The sequence below is a fragment of the Serratia sp. OLAL2 genome (assembly GCF_002752475.1).
Taxonomy (GTDB): domain Bacteria; phylum Pseudomonadota; class Gammaproteobacteria; order Enterobacterales; family Enterobacteriaceae; genus Serratia; species Serratia bockelmannii.
Map to the genome: position 1 here is coordinate 65,823 of NZ_MSTL01000001.1, position 19,210 is coordinate 85,032.

The 19,210-nt window shown below is 60.1% G+C and carries 14 protein-coding genes; 6 read left to right on the top strand and 8 right to left on the bottom strand.

Annotated elements, in window-relative coordinates; translation table 11 throughout:
* Positions 1-172: 172 nt before the first annotated feature.
* The 3 genes from aceF to pdhR all read right to left on the bottom strand — a co-directional run bounded on the left by aceF (position 173) and on the right by pdhR (position 5,663).
* Entirely contained in the window at positions 173-2,056 is a 1,884-nt protein-coding gene (gene aceF / locus BVU99_RS00310) for a pyruvate dehydrogenase complex dihydrolipoyllysine-residue acetyltransferase (protein ID WP_043141312.1), read from the bottom strand.
* Positions 2,057-2,069: 13 nt separating this feature from the next.
* Positions 2,070-4,733: a pyruvate dehydrogenase (acetyl-transferring), homodimeric type gene (gene aceE / locus BVU99_RS00315; protein WP_047729862.1), complete on the bottom strand. Its 2,664-nt coding sequence runs from the start codon at positions 4,731-4,733 to the stop codon at positions 2,070-2,072.
* 165 nt (positions 4,734-4,898) lie between these two features.
* Positions 4,899-5,663, bottom strand: coding sequence for a pyruvate dehydrogenase complex transcriptional repressor PdhR (pdhR, locus tag BVU99_RS00320; protein WP_004937490.1), 765 nt, complete (start codon positions 5,661-5,663; stop codon positions 4,899-4,901).
* Positions 5,664-6,294: 631 nt separating this feature from the next.
* Here pdhR and BVU99_RS00325 point away from each other — a divergent pair.
* Complete coding sequence (locus BVU99_RS00325) at positions 6,295-7,671, top strand: amino acid permease (RefSeq protein WP_025304234.1); 1,377 nt, start codon at positions 6,295-6,297, stop codon at positions 7,669-7,671.
* A gap of 63 nt (positions 7,672-7,734) precedes the next feature.
* On the opposite strand, the gene BVU99_RS00330 is transcribed toward BVU99_RS00325, so the two are convergent.
* Genes BVU99_RS00330 through BVU99_RS00340 form a run of 3 tightly spaced genes read right to left on the bottom strand, consistent with a single transcriptional unit; the run spans position 7,735 to position 12,307 of the window.
* Entirely contained in the window at positions 7,735-8,970 is a 1,236-nt protein-coding gene (locus BVU99_RS00330; protein WP_099817516.1) for a cytochrome c, read from the bottom strand.
* Entirely contained in the window at positions 8,967-9,521 is a 555-nt protein-coding gene (locus BVU99_RS00335) for a (2Fe-2S)-binding protein (protein WP_025304236.1), read from the bottom strand. Before BVU99_RS00335 ends, BVU99_RS00330 begins: the two co-directional genes overlap by 4 nt.
* The gene (locus BVU99_RS00340) at positions 9,518-12,307 is read right to left on the bottom strand and encodes a molybdopterin cofactor-binding domain-containing protein (RefSeq protein WP_099817517.1); all 2,790 of its coding nucleotides are present in this window, start codon (positions 12,305-12,307) and stop codon (positions 9,518-9,520) included. The genes BVU99_RS00335 and BVU99_RS00340 overlap by 4 nt, the downstream gene beginning before the upstream one ends.
* A 208-nt stretch (positions 12,308-12,515) precedes the next feature.
* On the opposite strand from BVU99_RS00340, the gene BVU99_RS00345 reads away from it, so the two are divergent.
* Positions 12,516-13,100: a nucleotidyltransferase family protein gene (locus BVU99_RS00345; protein WP_099817518.1), complete on the top strand. Its 585-nt coding sequence runs from the start codon at positions 12,516-12,518 to the stop codon at positions 13,098-13,100.
* A gap of 8 nt (positions 13,101-13,108) precedes the next feature.
* Complete coding sequence (locus BVU99_RS00350; RefSeq protein ID WP_099817519.1) at positions 13,109-14,161, top strand: XdhC family protein; 1,053 nt, start codon at positions 13,109-13,111, stop codon at positions 14,159-14,161.
* On the opposite strand, the gene BVU99_RS00355 is transcribed toward BVU99_RS00350, so the two are convergent.
* Together BVU99_RS00355 and fumA are read right to left on the bottom strand one after the other, a co-directional pair.
* On the bottom strand, positions 14,085-14,951 hold the full coding sequence (locus BVU99_RS00355) for a helix-turn-helix domain-containing protein (RefSeq protein WP_049296235.1): 867 nt from the start codon (positions 14,949-14,951) through the stop codon (positions 14,085-14,087). The two genes, BVU99_RS00350 and BVU99_RS00355, sit on opposite strands and share 77 nt — an antisense overlap.
* A 150-nt stretch (positions 14,952-15,101) precedes the next feature.
* Positions 15,102-16,748, bottom strand: a complete 1,647-nt coding sequence (gene fumA, locus BVU99_RS00360) for a class I fumarate hydratase FumA (RefSeq protein ID WP_025304241.1) — start codon at positions 16,746-16,748, stop codon at positions 15,102-15,104.
* Positions 16,749-17,097: 349 nt separating this feature from the next.
* Between fumA and BVU99_RS00365 the strand changes: the two genes are divergently transcribed.
* From BVU99_RS00365 to rsmE, 3 genes are all read left to right on the top strand, one after another.
* A complete protein-coding gene (locus tag BVU99_RS00365) occupies positions 17,098-17,610 on the top strand; it encodes a SprT family zinc-dependent metalloprotease (RefSeq protein ID WP_049204217.1) in 513 nt (170 codons plus the stop codon).
* 101 nt (positions 17,611-17,711) lie between these two features.
* Positions 17,712-18,407, top strand: a complete 696-nt coding sequence (endA, locus tag BVU99_RS00370) for a deoxyribonuclease I (protein WP_025304243.1) — start codon at positions 17,712-17,714, stop codon at positions 18,405-18,407.
* A 69-nt stretch (positions 18,408-18,476) separates the two neighbouring features.
* A complete protein-coding gene (gene rsmE, locus BVU99_RS00375; RefSeq protein WP_049204216.1) occupies positions 18,477-19,208 on the top strand; it encodes a 16S rRNA (uracil(1498)-N(3))-methyltransferase in 732 nt (243 codons plus the stop codon).
* Positions 19,209-19,210 lie beyond the last annotated feature (2 nt).

Consider the following 19,210-nt stretch of genomic DNA (forward strand, 5'->3'; position numbering starts at 1 on the left):
TAACGCCCTTCATCCACCGGGACGCTTACACCGCGAGCAGTTTACAGAATTGTTAATAATCTGCAAAGCGTGTTCGAGTGACCCGTGTCTCAACAATTTTGTCGAGTTGTGCAAAATCCGACAAAACTGCTACAGAATCATCAGGGGCGCAGCATGCTGCGCCCCTTTTGCATTACATCACCAGACGGCGAATGTCGGACAACATGTTGTTGATGATGGTGATGAAGCGCGCACCATCGGCACCGTCGATAACGCGGTGGTCGAAGGACAGCGACATCGGCATCATCAGGCGCGGCATGAACTCTTTACCGTTCCAGACCGGCTCCATCGCAGACTTGGAGACGCCCAGGATAGCCACTTCCGGCGCGTTGACGATCGGCGCGAAGTGAGTCGTCCCGATGCCACCCAGGCTGGAGATGGTGAAGCAGCCGCCCTGCATCTCGCCCGCGGTCAACTTGCCGTCGCGCGCTTTCTTGGAGATGGCCATCAGTTCGCGAGACAGCTCGGTGATGCTCTTCTTGTTCACGTCCTTGAACACCGGAACCACCAGGCCGTTCGGGGTATCTACCGCCACGCCGATGTTGATGTATTTCTTCAGCGTCAGCTTCTGGCCATCTTCGGACAGCGAGCTGTTGAAGCGCGGCATCTGCTCCAGAGCGGCAGCAACGGCTTTCATGATGAACACGACAGGCGTGAACTTCACGTCCAGCTTGCGCTTGGCCGCTTCTTCGTTCTGTTGCTTGCGGAACGCTTCCAGATCGGTGATGTCGGTTTTGTCGAAGTGAGTCACGTGCGGGATCATCACCCAGTTGCGGCTCAGGTTCGCGCCAGAGATCTTCTGGATGCGGCCCATTTCGACTTCTTCGATCTCGCCGAACTTGCTGAAGTCCACTTTCGGCCATGGCAACATGCCTGGCAGACCGCCGCCGGCAGCAGCCGGAGCTGCTTCAGCGCGTTTCACCGCGTCTTTCACGTAAGTCTGAACGTCTTCGCGCAGGATGCGGCCTTTACGACCGGTACCTTTCACTTTCGCCAGGTTAACGCCGAATTCACGCGCCAGACGACGAATGACCGGGGTCGCGTGCACGTATGCCGCGTTCTCGGCGAACTCGCCTTTGTCGTCAGCTTTCGCAGCCGGAGCGGCGGCTTTAGCGGCGGCCGGCGCCGGCGCAGCGTCCGCTTTAGCGGCTGGAGCGGCGGCAGCGGCAGGCGCAGCGCCTTCCACTTCGAACACCATGATCAGGGAGCCGGTTTTCACTTTGTCGCCGGTCGCGATCTTGATCTCTTTCACGGTACCCGCGAACGGAGCAGGCACTTCCATGGAGGCCTTGTCGCCTTCCACGGTGATCAGAGACTGCTCGGCGGCAACCTTGTCGCCCACCTTAACCATCACCTCGGTCACTTCGACTTCGTCACCGCCGATATCCGGCACGGCGACGTCTTTGGCCGCAGAGGCCGCAGGCGCTGCAGCGGCGGCAGGAGCTTCAGCCGCAGCCGGGGCCGCAGCAGAAGCGGCGCCAGCCACTTCGAACACCATGATCAGGGAACCGGTTTTCACTTTGTCGCCGGTCGCGATCTTGATCTCTTTCACGGTGCCTGCGAACGGCGCAGGGACTTCCATGGAAGCCTTGTCGCCTTCCACAGTGATCAGGGACTGCTCGGCTTCCACCTTGTCGCCCACTTTCACCAGGATCTCGGTCACTTCGACTTCGTCGGCGCCGATGTCCGGCACAGCAACGTCTTTGGCCGCAGCGGCAGCCGGGGCAGCTGCTGCTGCCGCCGGTTTTTCTTCCGCTTTCGCCGCCGGTGCAGCTTCCGCTGCGCCTGCCGCTTCGAAGATCATGATCAGTTTGCCGGTTTCGGTTTTATCGCCGACCGCCACTTTAATCTCTTTCACCACGCCCGCCTGAGGGGAGGGCACTTCCATGGAAGCCTTGTCGCCTTCCACGGTGATCAGCGATTGTTCCGCTTCAACTTTATCGCCGACCTTCACCAGAATCTCGGTGATTTCGACTTCATCTGCACCGATGTCCGGTACGTTGATTTCGATAGACATTATTCAGTACCTCTTAGGCCAGACGCGGGTTAACTTTTTCCGGGTTGATGTCGAATTTCTTGATTGCATCAGCAACCACAGAAGCTTCGATCTCACCGCGTTTAGCCAGTTCACCCAGAGCAGCAACCACCACGTAAGATGCATCGACTTCGAAGTGGTGACGCAGGTTTTCGCGGCTGTCCGAACGACCGAAGCCGTCGGTGCCCAGTACGCGATAATCGCTGGCCGGCACATAAGTACGAACCTGTTCGGCGAACAGTTTCATGTAGTCGGTAGACGCTACCGCCGGCGCGTCGCTCATCACCTGAGCGATGTAAGGTACGCGTGGCGTTTCGGTTGGGTGCAGCATGTTCCAGCGCTCGCAGTCCTGGCCGTCGCGCGCCAGTTCGGTGAACGAGGTCACGCTGTAGGTGTCGGAACCCACGCCGTAGTCCTTCGCCAGGATCTGCGCAGCTTCGCGCACGTGGCGCAGGATGGCACCGGAGCCCAGCAGCTGTACCTTGCCTTTGCTGCCTTCCAGCGTTTCCAGCTTGTAGATACCCTTGCGGATACCTTCTTCCGCACCCTGCGGCATCGCAGGCATGTGGTAGTTTTCGTTCAGCGTGGTCAGGTAGTAGTACACGTTTTCCGGGTTGTCGCCATACATGCGCACCAGACCGTCGTGCATGATCACCGCCACTTCGTACGCGTAAGCCGGATCGTAAGAGATGCAGTTAGGGATGGTCAGAGACTGAATGTGGCTGTGGCCATCTTCGTGCTGCAGACCTTCGCCGTTCAGGGTAGTACGGCCCGAGGTCCCGCCGATCAGGAAGCCGCGCGCCTGTTGGTCGCCCGCTGCCCAGCACAGGTCGCCGATACGCTGGAAACCGAACATCGAGTAGTAGATGTAGAACGGAATCATCGGCAGATCGTTGGTGCTGTAGGAAGTCGCTGCGGCCAGCCAGGAAGAGGCTGCACCCAGTTCGTTGATGCCTTCCTGCAGGATTTGGCCTTTCTCGTCTTCTTTGTAGTAAGCAACCTGCTCACGGTCCTGCGGAGTGTACTGCTGGCCGTTCGGGCTGTAGATACCGATCTGACGGAACAGACCTTCCATACCGAAGGTACGCGCTTCGTCGGCGATGATTGGTACCAGGCGATCTTTGATCGACTTGTTCTTCAGCATCACGTTCAGGGCACGCACGAAGGCGATAGTGGTGGAGATCTCTTTGTTCTGCTCTTCCAGCAGCGAGCTGAAATCTTCCAGCGCCGGCATTTCCAGCTTCTGGGTGAACTCAGGCAGACGCGTCGGCACGTAGCCTTTCAGCGCCTGGCGACGTTCGTGCAGGTATTTGTACTCTTCGGACTCTTTGTCGAAGGTGATGTACGGCAGTTTTTCGATGTCAGCATCGGCAACCGGCACGTTGAAACGATCGCGGAAGTGGTGAACCCCTTCCATGTTCATTTTCTTCACCTGGTGAGCGATGTTTTTACCTTCCGCGGTTTCACCCATGCCGTAACCTTTGATGGTGTGGGCCAGGATAACGGTCGGTTTGCCTTTGGTGTCCTGCGCTTTTTTCAGTGCAGCGAAGATTTTCTTCGGATCGTGACCACCACGGTTCAGCGCCCAGATTTCGTCGTCGGTCATGTCTTTGACCAGCGCCGCGGTTTCCGGGTAACGGCCAAAGAAGTGCTCACGCACGTAAGCGCCGTCTTTGGATTTGAAGGTCTGGTAGTCGCCGTCCAGGGTCTCGTTCATCAGCTGAACCAGTTTACCGCTGGTGTCTTTACGCAGCAGTTCGTCCCAACGGCCGCCCCAGATCACTTTCAGCACCTGCCAGCCTGCGCCGGAGAAGATGCCTTCCAGTTCGTTGATGATCTTGCCGTTGCCGGTAACCGGGCCGTCCAGGCGCTGCAGGTTGCAGTTGATGACGAACACCAGGTTGTCCAGCTTCTCGCGGGTCGCGATGGTGATGGCGCCTTTGGATTCCGGCTCATCCATTTCACCGTCGCCCAGGAAGGCGTAAACGGTCTGCTCAGAGGTATCTTTCAGGCCACGGTGTTCCAGGTATTTCAGGAACTTCGCCTGATAGATGGCGCTGATTGGGCCCAGGCCCATGGAAACGGTCGGGAACTGCCAGAATTCCGGCATCAGCTTAGGATGCGGATAAGAGGACAGGCCATTGCCGTGCACTTCCTGACGGAAGTTGTTCATTTGTTCTTCGGTCAGGCGGCCTTCAAGGAAGGCACGCGCGTAAACGCCTGGAGAGATGTGGCCCTGGAAGTACACCAGGTCGCCGCCGTCTTTCTCGTTGCGTGCGCGGAAGAAGTGGTTAAAGCAGACTTCATAGAAGGTCGCGGAAGACTGGAAGGAAGCCATGTGGCCGCCCAGCTCCAGGTCTTTTTTGGATGCGCGCAGAACGGTCATGATCGCGTTCCAACGGATCGCAGAGCGAATGCGGCGTTCCAGATCCAGGTTGCCTGGGTAGGCCGGTTCGTCTTCTACCGCGATGGTGTTGACGTAGTTGTGCGCTGCAGCACCGGCCGCAACGTTAACGCCGCCTTTGCGGGCTTCTCCCAATACCTGATCAATCAGAAACTGAGCTCGCTCAACACCCTCTTCACGGATGACCGATTCGATCGCCTGCAGCCAGTCGCGGGTTTCGATCGGATCCACGTCATTGTTTAAACGTTCTGACATGGTGGTATTCCTTATCTGTCTAATGGTTTGTTTGGAGCCTGTCTTCCTGTGCTCTGTGCAAAAACACACGAAGACAGGCCCATCAGTTTAGTTGCCGCTTAAGTACTTAACTAAGTACCTCGAACTTAATCCCCGCAGGCTGGTGTACCCTGAAGAGGACAGCTCTTAATCCTTGCGTTGCTGGAGACGCCGTAGCGATCTCTCGCGCCGAGTATGCTCCCGGCTGAGATCCAGCAAGATTTCCTCGATAAACGCCAAGTGGCGATGCGAGGCTTCACGGGCCTTTTCCGGCTCGCGTGCCACAATCGCCTCAAAAATTCCGGCGCGGTGGCTGCTCACTTTTGCCAACATCTCACGGCGCGAGTAGAGCAATTCAAAGTTCTGACGCACGTTCTGTTCCAGCATCGGCCCCATGCAGCGTAGCAGGTGAAGTAACACAACGTTGTGAGCGGCTTCAGTCACGGCGATTTGATACTGCATGACCGCATCGGCCTCGGCGTCGAGATCGCCGCTGTCTTGAGCCTGTTGAATCACGATGTGGCAATCGCGGATGCGCGCCAGATCTTCATCGGTGCCGCGCAGCGCCGCGTAATAGGCGGCAATGCCTTCCAGCGCGTGACGGGTTTCCAGCAGATCGAACTGTGATTCGGGATGGTCGGCCAGCAGCTCGGCCAGCGGATCGCTGAAGCTCTGCCACAGATTAGTTTGCACGAAGGTGCCGCCGCCCTGACGGCGCAGGAGCAGCCCTTTCGCTTCAAGGCGCTGAATGGCCTCTCTCAGAGAAGGACGGGAGACATCAAATTGTTTCGCCAGCTCGCGCTCCGGAGGCAGTTTTTCGCCTGGGCGCAGTGTCCCCTCGAGGATCAGGTATTCGAGCTGTTGCTCGATAACATCTGACAACTTGGGTTGGCGGATTTTGCTGTAGGCCATGAGTGAATTCTTCTCTGCGAATGGCGCGGAGTCAATTGGTAATACCAATTTCAAAAACGTGACGGTAAAGTAACAAAGTATTCACCTCCTGTCCATACGGGCCTTGATCGAAATCAGGTTACCCGCACATTTTAACACCCCGCTGAAAACCCCGCTGCAAACCGGTAACGCCGTGATGGTATTACCATTTACGCGGCGGGTTGGGGATTTAACTTTTACCAAACCTTACGCAAGGCAGAGTGCAAACTTTTTGCCCGAGTTTTATTGCATGGTTATGACGCTTTAATGAATGGCTATTTGGCGAGCAGCGCAACGGCGGTTCGTTCATTATTTGAACGCACCCCACCGTTCAGATCTACGTTATTTTTGCGCATTATGTGATTTGTTGCTTATTTCATGCACTGAATCCCCCCCGCCGTCACACAACCCGCATTTTGTTTCCTAAACTGCTGCAATCTTAATCACTCACACGACAAAGCAGGTGCAAACCGACGCGCATAACATTATTCTCTGCCAAACGGTAGCGGCGCCGTGGAATTAATAGCTATAACGCTGTAAATAAAACAAAACACACATCGTAACCACTGCTTTACAGGCAGGTGGGCATTCACAACGACAGAGGGTTAGATTGATGGATGGTCAACAGCAGGGTGACCAGCTGAAACGCGGCCTGAAAAACCGCCATATTCAGCTCATCGCCTTAGGTGGCGCAATCGGTACCGGGTTATTTCTCGGTATCGCTCAAACAATAAAAATGGCCGGCCCGTCAGTGCTTCTCGGCTACGCCATCGGCGGCTTCATCGCGTTTCTGATCATGCGCCAGCTGGGGGAAATGGTGGTGGAAGAGCCGGTCGCCGGTTCCTTCAGCCACTTCGCCTACAAATACTGGGGCAACTTCGCCGGCTTCGCCTCCGGCTGGAACTACTGGGTGCTGTATGTCCTGGTGGCGATGGCGGAGCTGACCGCGGTCGGCATCTACGTGCAGTACTGGTGGCCGGAGATCCCGACCTGGGTCTCCGCCGCGGTATTCTTCCTGGCGATCAACGCCATCAACCTCGCCAACGTTAAAGTTTACGGCGAGATGGAGTTCTGGTTCGCCATCATCAAGGTGGTGGCGATTATCGGCATGATCGTGTTCGGCGCCTACCTGCTGTTCAGCGGCATGGGCGGCCCGGAAGCCACCGTCACCAACCTGTGGGCGCAGGGCGGGTTCTTCCCGAACGGCGTCATGGGCCTGGTGATGGCGATGGCGGTGATCATGTTCTCCTTCGGCGGCCTCGAACTGGTTGGCATCACCGCCGCCGAAGCCGACAACCCGCAAAAGAGCATTCCGAAAGCCACCAATCAGGTGATCTACCGCATCCTGATCTTCTATATCGGTTCGCTGGCTATTCTGCTGTCGCTGTACCCGTGGGGCAAAGTGGTCGAAGGCGGCAGCCCGTTCGTACTGATCTTCCACGCGCTGAACAGCAACCTGGTGGCGACCGTGCTAAACGTCGTGGTGCTCACCGCCGCGCTGTCGGTGTACAACAGCTGCGTCTACTGCAACAGCCGCATGCTGTACGGTCTGGCGCAGCAGGGCAACGGCCCGAAAAGCCTGCTGAAGGTCGACGGCCGCGGCGTGCCGGTGGTGGCCATCGGCATCTCCGCCCTCGCCACCGCGCTGTGCGTGCTGATTAACTACCTGATCCCGGGCCGTGCCTTCGAACTGCTGATGGCGTTGGTGGTGTCGGCGCTGGTGATCAACTGGGCGATGATCAGCCTGGCGCACCTGAAGTTCCGCGCCGCTAAAAACCGCGAAGGCGTGGTGCCGAAGTTCAAAGCGTTCTGGTACCCGTTCAGCAACTACCTGTGCCTGCTGTTCATGGCCGGCATCCTGGTGATCATGTACCTGACGCCGGGCATTCAAATCTCGGTGCTGCTGATCCCGGTATGGGTGGCGATCCTGGCCGTCGGTTACGCCATCAAACAGCGCAGCCAACGCGTCGACGGCGTCACCAGCCGTTGAATCCCGTGACCGCGCAATAAAATGGCCCGCAGATGCGGGCCATTTTTTTCGTCTGAACGCCGCTTACTTGCGCAGCGCTTTCACCTGCTCGGCGGTGACGTCCGCCGGCAAACCGCCCCAGGTCACCCGCAGGTAATTTACCAGTTCCGCCACGTCGGCATCGCTCAGACGCTCGCCGAAGCCCGGCATGCTCTGCATGCTTTCACCGTTCGGGAACTGCTGGGCCGGCAAGCCGTCCAGCACCGACACGATCAGGTTCTGGCCGTCCGCCTGGCGCAGCGTGGCGTTATCGCGCATCGCCGGTGCGACGTGCGGTTTGCCTTCGCCTTCGCGCGCATGACAGCCGGCACACTGATCCAGATAGGTCATGCGCCCGGCATCGCTGCCCTGCCCCATTTTCACCGGCACCGCCGCTGGCGGCTGCTCGCCCATCAGATAGAGCGCCAGCGCCTGATGGTCTTCTGGCGTCAAATGACGGGTGCTGAGATCCACCACCATATGCATCTCACTGAAGGCCGAACCCTGCGGCGCGAGGCCGGTGCCAAGGAAGCGGCTGACGTCCTGCGGTGTCCAGCCGCGCTGCGCCAGGCCGTGCGGCGTAATGTCCGGCGCCATGAAGCGGCCGAGATCGCCGCCCTGCATCGGCTTGCCGAGATCCATCTGCCCCAGCGCGCCGCGCGGCGTGTGGCATTCGCCACAGTGGCCCAGCACGTCGGCTAGATAGCGGCCGCGCTGCCATTGCGACGAGCTGCCCTGCGAGCTGGCCGGCAGCGGATCCTGGCTGCGGAACAGCAGGTTCCAGCCGATCAGCGCCATGCGCTGGTTGAACGGGAACGGCATCTCGTTGGCCGGAATGGCCACGTCCACCGCCGGGCGCGTCATCAGGTAAGCGTAGATGTCATCGGCGTCCTGACGCGACATGCCCTTGTACGAGGTGTAAGGCATCGCCGGGTACAGGTGCCGCCCGCCCGGCGCCACGCCCTGCGTCAGCGCCAGGAAGAAGTCGTCCTTGCTCCAGCGCCCGATGCCGTGGTCGCCCGATGGCGTCAGGTTGCTGCCGTAAATCGTGCCGAACGGCGTGTCCAGCGGATAGCCGCCGGCCAACGGCGCCCCGCCGCTGGCGGTATGACAGGCGGCGCAGTCGGCGGCCTGCGCCAGATAGCGGCCGCGCGCGATCTGTTCGGCGCTGGCGGTTACCTGCTGCACCGGGCCGTCGTAACGCCGGTTTTCCCGCCACCACAGCAGCGCAATCACCACGATCGCCACCAGCACAATCAACACTGCGAGACGTTTTTTCATTGCGCCGTCTCCTTCAGCAGGCCCGGCGTTTTCAGCACCACGTCGCGCACCGCTTCGTAGTAGCGCACGTAGCCGGTGCAGCGGCAGATGTGGCTGTCCAGCGCCTGCTCGATGGCGTTTTCCAGCTGTTCGCGGGCGATCGGCTCACGCTTGAGCTTTTCCACGAAAATGGTGGCGGCGTTGACGAAGCCCGGCGTGCAGTAGCCGCACTGGAAGCTGTAGTGCTCCAGAAACGCCTGCTGGATCGGCGACAGTTCAACCACCTCGCCCTGCTCGTCCACCTTGGCATGGCCTTCGACGGTACGCACTTTCTTGCCGTTGAAGAAATGCGCGCCGGTGATGCAGGTGCGCACCTCTTCGCTAGTGCCGCTCGGGTGATCGACGATCGCCACGCACGCGTGGCAAATGCCCTGCCCGCAGCCGAGGCGCGAACCGGTCAGGTCAAGGTACTCGTGCAGGAAATCGATCATCATCAAGCCTTCCGGCACCTCGATCGGGCCGTACTGCTTTTCGTTGATGGTCAGGGAAATCGGCTGGGTTTTAATGCTCATTGTAATACCTCACGAATATTTTCTGCACGAACGGGCAAATCACGGAAACGGTGGCCGGTGGCGTCGGCGATGGCGTTGACCAGCGCGGCCACGATCGGGATCATCACCACCTCCGCCATGCCTTTCGGCGGATCGGTTTCCGACAGCGCCGGCAGGATGTCGCCGCTCTGCTTCCACACCGCCACGTCACTAGCGCGCGGCAGGTGGTAACGGTTGAAGTTCCAGGTGCCGTTGCCCGGGCCGTCTTCGTACAGTGGTAAATATTCGTGCAGCGCATGGCCGATCCCCATCGCCAGCCCGCCCTGCAGTTGGCCGGAAACCAGTTCCGGCACGATCAGGTTGCCACACTCCATGATCGAGTGGTGATTCAGCAATTCCACCTGGCCGGTGGCGATATCCACCGCCACTTCCGCCAGCGTGCCAACGGCGCTGTAGTAGGTCACCGCCGCATTGTTGCGCTGGGTCGGCGGATAATAGACCTGCCCGCGCGCCAGCGGTTTGAATTCGCCGCCGGCGTTGCGCAGCGCCATGCCGTCGACCGGCAGGCGCTCGCTTTTGCCGTTCAACGTGAAATCGGCCTCCGCCCACTGCCAGCGGTTGAACACGTGCACCGCCGCGCCGGTGACGCCGCCCATCTGATAAGCCGTCTTGGCCAGCAGCTCGAGGCTCAGCACCGACATGCCCGCCGCCGTCAGGCCGCCTTCGACCCAACGCGCATCTTCGCGCCGCACCACCAGCGGCGCCGCCTGGCCGCCGCCGATACCGGCCTGCCACAGCGCCATCGCCGCCGGCCACAGGCCGTGATCGAAGATCAGGCGCGCCGCTTCGCGGGTGCTGTGCGAGAAGTAATAGGCCGAATTGCTGGCGCTCGACGGCGAACAGTAGCTCGGCGTCCAGTTGGGGTTGGTTTGCAGCTTGTCCTGCTCTTCTTGCGACATCAGGTAAGGATCGCCGCTGGTGACCATCGGCAGTACCGACCAGTCGGTGACCGAGAAGTGCGCTTCGTCGGCCGGTTTGCCCAGCCACTGCGCGCACAGTACCGACTGCGAGGTCGACATGCCGGTGCCCATCTCCGCGCCGCTGTGATGCAGGGTGATGCGCCCGTCCTCGCTCAGCTCCACCCGGGCGAACGAGGTTTCCGCCCCGGTGCCGAAGTCTTTCTGCACGCAGCTGAAGCCAACGCCATAGCGCTTGCCGGGATAGCGGCTCTCAAACTCGGCCTTGCGTTCGGCGCGCTTGAGCCACATCTCATGCTTCGCCGCCTTCTCCAGCACTTCATCGGCGCGGATCGCACCGGCCGGGATCGCCCCTTGGGTGTTTTTCATGCCGGATTTCAGCACGTTGCGCAGGCGGAACTCGATCGGGTCGATCTTCAGCTCGGCGGCCAGCTCATCCACCATCATCTCGGTGGCGGCCATGCTCTGCAGCGTGCCGTAACCGCGCGCCGAACCGGCGTCGATGGCGCGTGAGGCCAGCCCGACCGACGACAGATCGCTTTTTGGGAAGTAGTAAATCGACTGGGCGGCGGTCGCGCCGACCATCACCACCGAAGGGGTAAAGTTGCTGCGGCCGCCGCCGTCCGCCGTCATGTCACCGAGGAACGACTGCATAACGCCGGTCTGGCGATTCACCGCGATGCGATAGTTCATGTCGAACGCGTGGCGCTTCAGCGCCGTCTGGAACTGCTCGAAGCGGTCATTGGCCAGGCGCACCGGGTGGCCGTCGCCGTACATCGCCGCCACTGCGCCGTAATAGGGGAAGTTGTAGTGATCTTTCGAGCCGTAGCCCACGGTGTAGCACGGGTGCAGGATTAGCTGTTTCACCGGCGGGTTGCGCTTGGCCAGCATGCGCGGCATCTCGTCGGCCACTTCCTGCGGCGACTGGGTCGGCACCACCAGATGCAGGGTTTGCGTCTGCGCGTCGAACCAGCCGTTGGCGTTGTCCGGCTCCAGCGCCGAGGTATCGATCGACTGCGTGGTGTAGCGGCGTGACATCACCAGCCAGTCGGCCGGCGGGTTGGCCATCTCGTCGGCGATCTGGCCCGCATAGCGCATGCCTTCCTGATCCAGCTTGCCGCCCTCGCGCCCTTCCGGCCACACCGGCAGGTGCTTTTTCATCGATACCGGGAAGATTGGCGTGTCCTTCAGGCTGGAGAAGCGATCGTCGTCGAACGGTTGATCGCCCCCCACCCGCACATAGCGGAAGCTGCCCCAGGGATCGCGCTCCAGCGGGCCGGTGACCGCGCCGAATTTGATGGTCTCTTCACGGAATTTCAGCTTGTCCTTGGCAAAGCGGAATCGGGCGAAGTCGTGATAGATCAGGATCGCCACCGCCTGACCGAGGTAGGCCGGGGTTTTGCCGCTCGGCAGCAGCATGTCGTCACCGTAGAACGCCGGGAAGGCCAGGCCATCGCGCGCCAGATCTTCCGCCGTCACCAGGCGATCCGGCTGCAGGTCGTCCCCCAACAGCGACAGATCGACCCCTTCGAACAGCCGGTCGGCTTTGGTGACGCGCAGAATGAAGGCGTGCGCCTGTTTCTGCGGCCAGTGCGGCATGTCCACCGCGCGGATATCGCGCGCGAACACCTTCTGCCCCATGACCTTGGCGCGGCCATCGATGCGGAAACGGACGCGTTTGGTCTGCGGATCCCAGTTAGGCGACTGGAGGATTTTTTGCTCGAACAGCGCGGCGTAGGCGCGGCTGTACAGGGGCGCGAGATACACAGACACCCCCGCAATCACGGCGCTTTTGATAAAGCGGCGCCGCGACGGGTTGAAATTGCTCATAAATAAGTCCTTCACGTCTTTCTTGTAATTGGTTTTTGTTCGCGGTGTTGTTGCGCAAACGCTGACGACCTTGCCGTAGACGTCATAAGCATATGCTTATAACTAAAATTATGTGATGATTAACAGGCTGTTTTCAACAAAAAAACATTTGCAAAACACAGGTAGTTTGTAGGCTAATAAATAATTTGCGCAAACGCGGACTTCAAGCATGACCACGGGCATTGTCATTACCGCCGCCGGACGCGGGGAGCGCTTTATCCAGGCCGGCGGCCAGGGCAACAAATTGAACGCCGGATACGCCGATGCAGCGGGCGAGCAGCGATCGCTGTTCGAACACACTCTGCGCCAGGCGCTGGCTTCCGGCCTGCCGGTACAGGTGGTAACCCGGCCGGATAATCTGCCGGTGCTGGCAGCCTGCGCCGCCAAGCAAGTGCCGGTCACCCTGCTCGCCAGCGGGGGCCTCGGCGACTCGATCGCCGCGGGCGTTGCGGCCACGCCGCACTGGCAGGGCTGGCTGATCCACCTGGCCGATATGCCGTTCGTCGGCGCCGACGTTTTCCGACAGGTGGCGGATGCCTTACGGCAACACGCGATCGTGCGCCCCTGCTATGCGCAACAGCCCGGTCACCCGGTCGGCTTTTCCGCCCGATTGCGCAAACCGCTTTGCCAACTGCGCGGCGATAATGGCGCGCGTGAACTGCTGCAAGGCGCGGCAGTGCACCTGCTGCCGCTTGAGTACCCCGGCGTCGTGCAGGATATTGATCTTCCATCGCAACTCCCGGCCAGCGAGTAAATTCACCTATGCAACATCTTGATGTCACCGTGGTCAGCCAGGCGATAAGCTGGCTGCAGCAACAGCCGGTCTGGTTATGCACCGTGCTCAGTACCTACGGCTCTTCGCCGCGGTCGCCGGGCGCGTTGATGGCCGCGACCCGAGACGGCCGCTACAGCGGTTCATTGTCGGGCGGGTGCGTGGAGGAGGACTTTCTACGGCGCGTAGCCGCCGGGGAGTATCAGGCGCCCAGCCAGGTGATCCGTTATGGCGAAGGCGGCATGACGCCCAACGTGGCGCTGCCCTGCGGCGGCGTGCTGGACGTGCTGATCGAGTATCTGCCGGCGGGAGAAGCCAGCGTCGCTTATCTGCAACGCATCGCCGGCGCGCTGGAAGGGCATCACGCGTTGATCAAACGCCTGACGCTGCCCCACGCCTGCCACAGCCTTGAGCAGAGCCACTTCACCAGCGCCACCCAGGTCGAACGCCGGCTCGAGCAGATCACCCTGCACATCGCGGCCGCGCCGCGCCTGCTGATCGCCGGGTTGTCCAGCGTGGCGCTGTACTGCGCCGACTTCGCCGTGGCACTGGGGTTTGAGGTGCTGGTGTGCGAGAGCCGCCCGGAGGCGCTGGATAACTTCGCCGCCGAGCTGAAACCGGGCGTGACGCTGCTGCGCCAGTTTCCGGCCAAGTTCATTGAGGACGGCGGTTGCCACGCCAATACCGCCGTCGTGGCGCTGACCCACGATCCGCGCATGGACGACCTGACGCTGATGGAAGCGATCCACACCCCGGCGTTTTACATCGGCGCCATGGGCTCGCTGAGAAACAGCGCGCGGCGGCGCCAGCGTTTGCAGCAGATTGCCGAATTCACGCCGCAGGAGCTGGAACGCATTCATGCGCCGATCGGCCTGCCGCTGGGCAGCAAAACCCCGGCGGAGATCGCTCTGGCGGTGATGGCGGCGATCGTGCAGCAAAAAAACCGGCTGCCGGCCGCCGACGGGATCAGTGCAGCGGCACCACCGGCACCAGATGTTGCAGCTCCAGATGCAGCTCCTCTTTCCCGCTCAGCGAATAGCTGAATACCGTCATGTCCGGCCCGTCACCGCGGGCCAGCCCCATTTCGGGCAGTACCTGCGTGTAAATTTTAATGATGTGATCATTGAGCGCCACCGGCTTGCCGGAATAGCGAAAACGGCAAAACTCGCCGTGGATCTCCGGCAGCGGCTCCAGCGCCACGCCTTCGCGTAGCGGGTAGTCCGTCGTCACGCCCAGGGTATAATCGACCCTGACCCGCTCGCCGTCCGGCACCAGCTGGGTAAACGAATAGGTTTGTGCCGGGCGCTCGCCCAGCAAGGTATAGAACTGCGCCCGAAGCGCGCTGCGCTGCGGCAGGTGCGACTTGTCCAGCTTCTCGATATCCAGATGGTACGCGTAATGTTTGCCGTGAAAGGCATATTGCCCTCTGGCGATGCTGACGCGTTCGACCTGAATATCGCCGGGCTGGCTGGCCGCCAGCGAACGCACCAGATTGCTGAAGTCCTGCTTGCGGGCATGGCGATACACGCTGGGCGATTCGGCGAAGTGCTTTTTGAAACAGCGCGAGAATGTCTGCTGATTATCGAATTGATATTCAACCGAAATGTCTAGAATGCTCTTCTGCGTGAAACGCAAGGCGAAGGCGGCGAGGTAGAGGCGGCGAGCGCGGATATACGAGGCTAACGATAATCCGGTCTGCTTTTTGAACATGCGCTGCAGGTACCATTTCGTGTAGCCTGACTTGGCAGAAACGATATCCAACGACAGCGGATTGGTCAGGTTATCTTCAATCCAGACCAGCAATTCCTTGATGTGACTTTCCTGCGTTCCCATGTGCTTGCCGAACCTTCTGTTGCCGATATTCCATTAGTCGAATTTTAGTGCTACCCGCGTAGGGTATACAGGTTAAAACTCGACGTCCAGCAAGCTACAGGACTTTACACACTCCCCTTCACCGCCCGCGGGCGGCGAAGGGGGCAGCGATTATTTCAGACAGCTGGAGCACTGACCGGCCTGAATCTTCTGGAAGAAGTCATTGCCTTTGTCATCCACCAGGATAAACGCCGGGAAATCTTCCACTTCGATTTTCCAGATCGCTTCCATGCCCAGCTCAGGGTACTCCACGCACTCCAGGCTCTTGATGCTCTGCTGCGCCAGCACCGCCGCCGGGCCGCCGATGCTGCCGAGGTAAAAGCCGCCGTGCTTGTGGCAGGCATCCGTCACCTGCTGGCTGCGGTTGCCTTTCGCCAGCATGATCATGCTGCCGCCGTGGGATTGCAGCAGATCGACGTAGGAGTCCATACGCCCGGCGGTGGTCGGCCCCAAGGAACCGGACGCATAGCCTTCCGGCGTTTTAGCCGGGCCGGCGTAGTAGATCGGGTGATCCTTGACGTACTGCGGCAGGCCTTCCCCGCGATCCAGGCGCTCTTTCAGCTTGGCGTGCGCGATATCGCGGCCGACGATGATGGTGCCGCTCAACGACAGACGGGTGGAAACCGGGTACTGCGACAGCTGTTTGAGGATCTCGGCCATTGGACGGTTGAGATCGACTTTGATCGCCTCGCCTTCCCCGGCCTGGCGCAGCTCCTGAGGAATGAATTTACCCGGATTGTGCTCCAGTTTTTCCAGCCAGATGCCATCGCGGTTAATCTTGCCTTTGATGTTGCGGTCCGCCGAACAGGAAACGCCCATGCCGACCGGGCAGGAGGCGCCGTGGCGCGGCAGGCGCACCACGCGGATATCGTGCGCGAAGTATTTGCCGCCGAACTGCGCGCCCAGCCCCAGGTTTTGCGCTTCTTGTAGCAGTTCCGCTTCGAGTTCCAGATCGCGGAACGCCTGGCCATGCTCGTTGCCTTCGGTCGGCAGGCCATCGTAATACTTGGTCGAGGCCAGTTTGACGGTTTTCAGCGTCGCTTCCGCCGAGGTGCCGCCGATGACGAACGCCACGTGGTACGGCGGGCAGGCCGCAGTGCCCAGCGTGCGCATCTTGTCGACCAGGTAGTTTTTCAGCTTGCCCGGCGACAGCAGCGCCTTGGTTTCCTGATACAGATAGGTTTTGTTGGCAGAACCACCGCCCTTGGCGATGCACAGGAATTTGTATTCTTCGCCGTCCACGCTGTAGAGATCGATCTGCGCCGGCAGGTTGCTGCCGGTATTGACCTCTTTGTACATATCCAGCGCGGCGTTCTGCGAATAGCGCAGGTTCTCTTCGATGTAGGTGTTGTACACCCCGCGCGACAGCGCTTCTTCATCGCCGCCGCCGGTCCAGACGCGCTGGCCCTTTTTGCCGACGATGATCGCCGTGCCGGTATCCTGGCAGGTCGGTAAAATACCCTTGGCGGCGATTTCTGAGTTACGCAGAAATTGCAGCGCAACGTACTTGTCGTTTTCGCTGGCGTCCGGATCGTCGAGGATATCGGCCACCTGCTGTTGATGCGCCGGGCGCAGCATGAACGAGGCGTCGTGGAACGCATGCTGGGCAAGCAGGGTTAACGCTTCAGGGGCAACTTTCAGTATTTCCTGGCCTTCAAACTCGCTCACGGAAACGTGGTCGCGGCTCAGCAGATAATATTCGGTATCGTCTTTCTTCAGCGGGAACGGATCTTGATAGTGGAACGGTTTATTCGACATTGATCTCTCACTTGCAACATCAGCTGCGTTAAATTCACACTTGTGGCGCGCGAGGCGGCGCCTTGTCAAAAAACTGCCTCCACCTTACGTATTTTTAATCAGTCAGTTATTGCGCCAAATCGCAAAATAACCGCTCTTTGCGTAAGGGATTACCACAGGCGGCGTTTCAACCTTGCTCGGTGAGAACTGCGGGTACAGGCTCATCATGCACGCTTTATTATCCCGCAGTTAACACATTGATTACAATCCATCGACGGCGATCGCTTTATCAATGTGGCGAAAAAACGCGGATGCGGATTTGCGTCGGAGCATATTGTCAGCCGCCGTGCCATTGCTTAAGCTAGCCGCAATGAACAAACCAAGAATCCCCATCGCGCTGCAACAAGCGGTGATGCGCTGCCTGCGAGAAAAGCTGCAGTTGGCACGCCAGCATTTTGCCGTCGAGTTCCCCGAACCCAGCATCGTCTATCAGCAACGCGGCACCAGCGCGGGCACCGCCTGGCTGCAAAGCTGGGAAATCCGTCTGAACCCGGTGCTGCTGCTGGAAAACCAACAGCCGTTTATCGATGAGGTGGTGCCGCATGAGTTGGCGCACCTGCTGGTGTTTCGCCAATTCGGCCGTGTGGCGCCGCACGGCCGCGAATGGCGCTGGATGATGGAAAGCGTGCTGCTGACGCCCGCCAGCCGCACTCACCGTTTCGAAACCGCCTCGGTGCAAAGCAAGACCTTCCCCTACCGCTGCGGCTGCGGGCAGCACCAGCTCACCATCCGCCGCCATAACCGCGTGCTGCGCGGCGAAAGCGAATATCGCTGCCGCCAGTGCGGCGAAAAACTGAAATTTCTTGCTAGCGAGAACCTTTAGTTAAACGATTTATACGTTAAAACAAGCAAATATCGCCATTTGCCACTGCCGGCAAGTTCCGTTACCCTGCCTGCTTTTCCAATTTTGAGCTGTTTTGGAATATGCTTCGCAGAATTTTGTTTATGGCGGTTTTCGCCGCAGGCGCCGTACAGGCGCACGGCATCAATAACTTCTCTCAGGCCAAAGCGGCGGCGGCCAAGATTAACCAGGATGCGCCGGGCAGTTTTTACTGTGGCTGCCGGATCGACTGGCAGGGCAAGAAGGGCATCCCGGATCTCGCCGGCTGCGGCTATCAGGTGCGTAAAAACGCCCAGCGCGCACAGCGCATCGAATGGGAACACGTAGTGCCGGCCTGGCAGTTCGGTCACCAGCTGCAGTGTTGGCAGGACGGCGGGCGCAAAAATTGCAACAAGGACGCCACCTATCGCCAGATAGAAACCGATCTGCACAACCTGCAGCCGGCGATCGGCGAAGTGAACGGCGACCGCAACAACTTCATGTACAGCCAATGGAACGGCGGTGCAGGCCAGTACGGGCAATGCCCAATGAAGGTGGACTTCAAGAATAAACAGGCGGAGCCGCCCGCCCGCGCCCGCGGCGCCATTGCCCGCACCTACTTCTACATGCGCGATCGCTACCAGCTGCGGCTGTCACGCCAGCAAACCCAGCTGTTCGAGGTGTGGAACCGGCAATATCCGGTGAGCCAATGGGAATGTCAGCGTGAAGCACGTATCGCCAAGGTGCAGGGCAACCACAACCCCTATATTCAACAGGCTTGTCAGCAGCGGAAAAGCTAACCTACTATAGCCTTTATCTTTCATGGCGCCGCCAACCCGCGGCGCCGTTTCGTCAGGATCAGACTACCCATGCGCATACCCCGCATTTACCATCCGCAGCCGTTGACCGACCGGGCGGAGATCGCCCTCAGCGAGGACGCCGCCAACCACGTCGGGCGCGTGCTGCGCATGAGCGCCGGCCAGGCGCTGCAGCTGTTCGACGGCAGCAACCAGGTGTTCGACGCCGAGATAGTCCGGGTGGACAAAAAGAGCGTGCTGGTGCGCCTCGGCGACGGCCGCTTGGAGGACATCGAATCGCCGCTCAACCTGCATCTGGGCCAGGTGATCTCGCGCGGCGAGAAGATGGAGTTCACCATCCAGAAATCCATCGAGCTGGGCGTCAACGTCATCACCCCGCTGTTTTCCGAGCGCTGCGGCGTCAAGTTGGACGGCGAGCGTCTGGCGAAGAAAATCCAACAATGGCAGAAGATCGCCATCGCCGCCTGCGAACAGTGCGGCCGCAACCGCATTCCCGAAATCCGCGAGGCGATGTCGCTGGAGGCCTGGTGCGCCGAGCAGGACGGCAGCCTGAAACTCAACCTGCACCCGCGCGCCAGCCACAGCATCAACACGCTGCCGCAGCCGGTAGACCGCGTCCGCCTGCTGATCGGCCCGGAAGGCGGTTTGTCCGCCGACGAAATCGCCATGACCACCGACCACGGATTTACTGATATTCTGCTGGGACCACGCGTTCTGCGTACCGAAACCACAGCGCTCACCGCCATTACCGCTCTGCAGGTCCGCTTCGGCGACCTGGGTTAAAG

What these genes read in the sequence shown, in the direction of transcription:
- aceF (WP_043141312.1), bottom strand. Translation starts at nt 2,056, where the DNA reads ATGTCTATCGAAATCAACGTACCGGACATCGGTGCAGATGAAGTCGAA.
- aceE (WP_047729862.1), bottom strand. Translation starts at nt 4,733, where the DNA reads ATGTCAGAACGTTTAAACAATGACGTGGATCCGATCGAAACCCGCGAC.
- pdhR (WP_004937490.1), bottom strand. Translation starts at nt 5,663, where the DNA reads ATGGCCTACAGCAAAATCCGCCAACCCAAGTTGTCAGATGTTATCGAG.
- BVU99_RS00325 (WP_025304234.1), top strand. Translation starts at nt 6,295, where the DNA reads ATGGATGGTCAACAGCAGGGTGACCAGCTGAAACGCGGCCTGAAAAAC.
- BVU99_RS00330 (WP_099817516.1), bottom strand. Translation starts at nt 8,970, where the DNA reads ATGAAAAAACGTCTCGCAGTGTTGATTGTGCTGGTGGCGATCGTGGTG.
- BVU99_RS00335 (WP_025304236.1), bottom strand. Translation starts at nt 9,521, where the DNA reads ATGAGCATTAAAACCCAGCCGATTTCCCTGACCATCAACGAAAAGCAG.
- BVU99_RS00340 (WP_099817517.1), bottom strand. Translation starts at nt 12,307, where the DNA reads ATGAGCAATTTCAACCCGTCGCGGCGCCGCTTTATCAAAAGCGCCGTG.
- BVU99_RS00345 (WP_099817518.1), top strand. Translation starts at nt 12,516, where the DNA reads ATGACCACGGGCATTGTCATTACCGCCGCCGGACGCGGGGAGCGCTTT.
- BVU99_RS00350 (WP_099817519.1), top strand. Translation starts at nt 13,109, where the DNA reads ATGCAACATCTTGATGTCACCGTGGTCAGCCAGGCGATAAGCTGGCTG.
- BVU99_RS00355 (WP_049296235.1), bottom strand. Translation starts at nt 14,951, where the DNA reads ATGGGAACGCAGGAAAGTCACATCAAGGAATTGCTGGTCTGGATTGAA.
- fumA (WP_025304241.1), bottom strand. Translation starts at nt 16,748, where the DNA reads ATGTCGAATAAACCGTTCCACTATCAAGATCCGTTCCCGCTGAAGAAA.
- BVU99_RS00365 (WP_049204217.1), top strand. Translation starts at nt 17,098, where the DNA reads ATGAACAAACCAAGAATCCCCATCGCGCTGCAACAAGCGGTGATGCGC.
- endA (WP_025304243.1), top strand. Translation starts at nt 17,712, where the DNA reads ATGCTTCGCAGAATTTTGTTTATGGCGGTTTTCGCCGCAGGCGCCGTA.
- rsmE (WP_049204216.1), top strand. Translation starts at nt 18,477, where the DNA reads ATGCGCATACCCCGCATTTACCATCCGCAGCCGTTGACCGACCGGGCG.